This window comes from Comamonas sp. B-9, assembly GCF_000410635.1.
In the GTDB taxonomy this organism is placed as follows: Bacteria; Pseudomonadota; Gammaproteobacteria; order Burkholderiales; family Burkholderiaceae_C; genus Comamonas.
This window is the reverse complement of the sequence record NZ_KE148671.1, coordinates 37,543-42,065: the sequence shown is the minus strand read 5'-3', so window position 1 is coordinate 42,065 and position 4,523 is coordinate 37,543. Positions and strand designations below refer to the sequence as shown.

The following is a 4,523-nucleotide window of genomic DNA, read 5'->3' as shown; positions in this document are numbered from 1 at the left end:
TTCCCCCCAGCGCCCCAGCCACAGGCCCAGCAGGCCCATCAGCAGTGCAAACAAGGCCGTGTGGGTGATGCCACGGTGGGCCCAGATGCCACTGCCGGCGCTGCCGAACTGGTAGGGAATGCCATCGAAATCCGGCGCAATCGCGGCCAGCGCGCCCACCAGCAGCATGCTGGGCGGCACGCGGCGGCTGCCCAGCGCCAGCGCTGCGGCAACCGGTACGGCGACATGCGTGAAGATCGTGGGCATGGGCAGCGCGGCGGGGCGTGTTTAGGCGGCAGCCTTGGGCGGGATCTGCGCGACCCACTCGCGCGGCGCCATCGGGAAGCCCAGGCGCTCGCGGCTGGCGTAGTAGCTTTGTGCCACGGCGCGCGCGAGGTTGCGGATGCGGCCGATGTAGGCTGCGCGCTCGGTCACGCTGATCGCGCCACGCGCATCGAGCAGGTTGAAGGTGTGGCCGGCCTTGAGCACTTGCTCATAGGCGGGCAAGGCCAGCTGCTGCTCCATCAGCAGCTTGGCCTGCTTTTCATGGGCGCCAAAGGCCTGGAACAGAAACTCCGCATCGGAATGCTCGAAGTTGTAGGTGGACTGCTCGACCTCGTTTTGGTGGTAGACATCGCCATAGGTCAGGCCGTCGGTCCACTGCAGGTTGTAGACGTTGTCCACGCCTTGCAGGTACATCGCCAGGCGCTCCAGACCGTAGGTGATCTCGCCGGTCGCGGGCTTGCAATCGATGCCACCCACTTGCTGGAAATAGGTGAACTGCGTCACTTCCATGCCATTGAGCCAGACTTCCCAGCCCAGGCCCCAGGCGCCCAGGGTCGGGTTTTCCCAGTCGTCTTCGACAAAGCGGATGTCGTTCTTCTTCAGGTCAAAGCCCAGCGCTTCGAGCGAGCCCAGGTACAGGTCGAGGATGTTGGCAGGGGCGGGCTTGAGCACCACCTGGAACTGGTAGTAGTGCTGCAGCCGGTTGGGGTTCTCGCCATAGCGGCCATCCTTGGGGCGGCGGCTGGGCTGCACGTAGGCGGCTTTCCAGGGCTCAGGGCCGATGGCGCGCAGGAAGGTGGCGGTGTGCGAGGTACCTGCACCCACCTCCATGTCATAAGGTTGCAATAGCGCGCAGCCCTGGTCGGCCCAGTACTGCTGCAGCTTCAAAATGATTTGTTGGAAATTCAACATGGAGAGTCTGGTGGTGGACGCAGCCTGCTGCTGGCGGCCCGCAATGGGGCGCGCAGCGACAAGATCGGACTGCATGCATGCCTTGCTGCCTGTCTGCACCAGCAAAGCGGTCAAAAACATTTGATTTTAGTGCTTTCAGCCGCGCCATGGGTGGCGATAGCCGAGCGCATCAGGGGCCAGAGGCTCCAAGCGCCATCCCTTGGCAAGGCGGGCAGGTGTTGGCGCCGCGCCTGCGCTGCATCAGCGGTCTCATTTTGATAGCACACCGGGCCCGCTGACGGGGCCAAAAGAAAAGCGCCCGAAGGCGCTTTGTCAGAGGGGATGGCCGGTGGTGGCGATCAGGCCGCTTCCCAGCGCTTGAGCACCAGGCAGGCATTGGTGCCGCCAAAGCCAAAGCTGTTGGACAGCACCTGCTTCAACTCCGCCACACGCGCCTTGGTGACCAGCGGCATATCGCCCACCGCAGGATCGGGGTGGTCCACATTGGCCGAGCCAGCGATAAAGCCCTTCATCAGCATGATGAGGCTGTAGATCGCTTCCTGCACGCCAGTGGCGCCCTGCGAGTGGCCGGTCAGCGACTTGGTCGACGAGAACGGCGGAATGCGGTCGCCAAACACCTTGCGGATCGCGTGCAGCTCAGGCACATCGCCCACCGGGGTGGAGGTGCCATGGGTGTTGATGTAGTCGATCGGTGCGTCCAGGCCTTCGATGGCCTGGGCCATCGCGGCGATAGCGCCTTCGCCCGAAGGCGCGACCATGTCTTCGCCGTCCGACGAGATGCCGAAACCGACGATCTCGCCCAGGATGGTGGCGCCACGGGCCTGGGCATGCTCCAGGCTCTCGAGCACCAGCGCACCGCCGCCGCCGGCAATGACAAAGCCATCGCGGTCGCTGTCATAGGGGCGCGAGGCCTTGGTCGGGTCGTCGTTGAACTTGCTGGACATCGCGCCCATGCCATCGAACAGGATGGCCAGGCCCCAGGACAGCTCTTCGCCGCCGCCGGCAAACATCACATCCTGCATGCCCCAGGAGATCTGCTGGGCGGCTGCGCCCACGCAGTGCGCCGAGGTCGAGCAGGCCGAGGTGATCGAGTAGTTGATGCCCTTGATCTTGAAATTGGTCGCCAAGTTGGCCGAGACGGTCGAACCCATGCAGCGCGTGACCTGGTAGGGCCCCACGCGGCGAATGCCCTTTTCACGCAGGGTGTCGGCCGCCTCGATCTGGTTGGCCGGCGAGCCGCCGCCCGAGCCCATGATCAATCCGGTACGCGGGTGGCTGATTTGTTCGGGTGACAGGCCTGCCTGGGCAATCGCTTGCTGCAGCGAGATCTGTGCGTAGGCAGCAGCATCTCCCATGAAGCGCAATTGCTTGCGATCAATGAACTCTTCGACATTGATGCGCGGAATGCCAGCGACCTGGCTGCGCAGGCCCATGTCCTTGAACACCGGCATGTGATCGATGCCGGAGCGGCCTTCGCGCAGCGAAGTCTCCACGGCTTCCAGCCCCACACCGATACAGGAGACGATGCCGGCCCCTGTAATAACCACCCGACGCTTCATGCTGCGTTTTCCTTGCCGTCGCCCTCGCGCAGGAACAACCCCACACGCAGGTCGTTGGCGACATAGATTTCCTTGCCGTCGGCGAGCAGTCGTGCATCGCCAATGGCCATGTTCAGTTTGCGCTTGATCACGCGCTTGATGTCGATTTCGTAGGTTACCAGCTTCACGTCGGGACCGACTTCGCCGGTGAACTTGACCTCACCGGCACCCAGGGCGCGGCCCCGGCCTGGCAGGCGCAGCCAGGTCAGGTAAAAACCGATCAGTTGCCACATGGCGTCCAGGCCCAGGCAGCCGGGCATCACCGGATCACCCTGGAAGTGGCACTTGAAGAACCACAGCTCGGGGTTGACGTCCAGCTCGGCGACAATCTTTCCCAGCCCGTGCGAGCCACCGTTTTCGCTGATCTCGGTGATGCGATCGAACATCAGCATCGGCGGCAGTGGCAAACGGCCACTTTCAGGGGTAAACAACTTGCCCTCACCGGAGGCGATCAGTTGTTCATAGGAAAAAGATTCAGCCATTGTCAGTCCAACTTCTGGTGGCGGTCACTCCGCCGCATTTCTCTGATGGTGCCCAGGCACCATTACCTGCAGGTACACATTATCCCGCTTCTGGGCCCGAACGTGCGAGACAAAGCCGTGGAGTGCGCTGTGCTTTGTGCCCCAAACCCGGGCTATCTGCGTTTTTTAACAGCAATTACATTTGCCAATGGCGGGGGTCTTCCAGCTGCCGCTATACGGCCCACCGGGGGCAGACGCCGTCATCTGCCGGTAATTTACCCGCTTAAGACGGCATCTGCAGCGCCGGCTGAGCGCCCGGTGCTCAGCGCCGCCGGCCCAGCCAGGCCGCCAGCAGCACCAGCACACCCAGGCCCCACAGCGGCCAAAGTCCCCAGCGACCGGCCCACTGGGCAAACCAGGTCGGACCCGCATCCACGCCCTGCACCTGCGCTTGCAGCACCGCGCGGCTTTGGTGCGGCAGGATCTGCTGCACCACGCCAGCCCGGTCGATCACCGCCGTGGCGCCGGTATTGGTGGCACGCAGCATGGGCCGCGCCAGCTCCAGGGTGCGCATGCGGCTGATCTGCAAATGCTGGTCGATCGCAATCGAATCGCCAAACCAGGCGATATTGCTGGCATTGACCATGATCGTCGGCGATTGCGCGCTGTCCACAAAGCGGCTGGCCAGCTCTTCGCCAAACAAATCCTCGTAGCAGATATTGGGCGCCCAGCGCTCCCCCGCCCAGGCGAGCGAGGGCTGGTTCATGCCGCCCCGGTTGAAATCGCCCAGAGGAATCTGCATCAAATCGGTGAACCAGCGGAACATTGGCGGGATGAACTCGCCAAACGGCACCAGGTGGTGCTTGTCGTAGCGGTAAGCCTCGGCACTGCCGGGCACCAGGCCCACCATCGAGTTGGTATAGCCCTGCTCAAAATCGCCCAGCGGCACGCCGACCAGCGCCGCCTGCTGGCCGCTGGCAAAGCGCTGCTGCAGCTCTTGCCAGTAGCCATGCGGGGTCTGCTGCAGCAGAACGGGGATGGCGGTCTCGGGCGCAATCACCATGTCCGCCTGGCTTTGCTGCAACTGCTGGGAATACCAGGCCAGCGCCATCGGGATGCCCGAGCTGGCCTGGAACTTCTCACCCTGCGAGATATTGCCTTGCAGCAACTCCACCGATACGGGCTTGTTGGGCGCCGCCACCACCGAAGCCTGGGGCAGGCGCTGGGCCAGCCAGAGCACCCCTGCCACCGCCAGCAGCGCAACATAGCCCGGCCAACGCGCCACATG

General features: G+C 63.8%; 5 protein-coding genes. All 5 read right to left on the bottom strand.

Going from position 1 to position 4,523, the window contains the following annotated elements; all coding sequences use genetic code 11:
- Positions 1–246, bottom strand: a 246-nt coding sequence (locus tag H928_RS33895) for a metal-dependent hydrolase (protein ID WP_239645070.1), incomplete at its 3' end; no start/stop codon positions are given.
- Positions 247–267: 21 nt separating this feature from the next.
- Positions 268–1,176, bottom strand: a complete 909-nt coding sequence (glyQ, locus tag H928_RS0123960; RefSeq protein WP_027011341.1) for a glycine--tRNA ligase subunit alpha — start codon at positions 1,174–1,176, stop codon at positions 268–270.
- 338 nt (positions 1,177–1,514) lie between these two features.
- Positions 1,515–2,735 (bottom strand): beta-ketoacyl-ACP synthase I, encoded by a 1,221-nt coding sequence (gene fabB, locus H928_RS0123955; protein WP_021028769.1) that lies wholly within the window; start codon positions 2,733–2,735, stop codon positions 1,515–1,517.
- On the bottom strand, positions 2,732–3,262 hold the full coding sequence (gene fabA, locus H928_RS0123950) for a bifunctional 3-hydroxydecanoyl-ACP dehydratase/trans-2-decenoyl-ACP isomerase (protein WP_204366340.1): 531 nt from the start codon (positions 3,260–3,262) through the stop codon (positions 2,732–2,734). The genes fabB and fabA overlap by 4 nt, the downstream gene beginning before the upstream one ends.
- A gap of 295 nt (positions 3,263–3,557) precedes the next feature.
- On the bottom strand, positions 3,558–4,523 hold a 966-nt coding region (gene lnt / locus H928_RS33890; RefSeq protein WP_239645069.1), incomplete at its 5' end, for an apolipoprotein N-acyltransferase.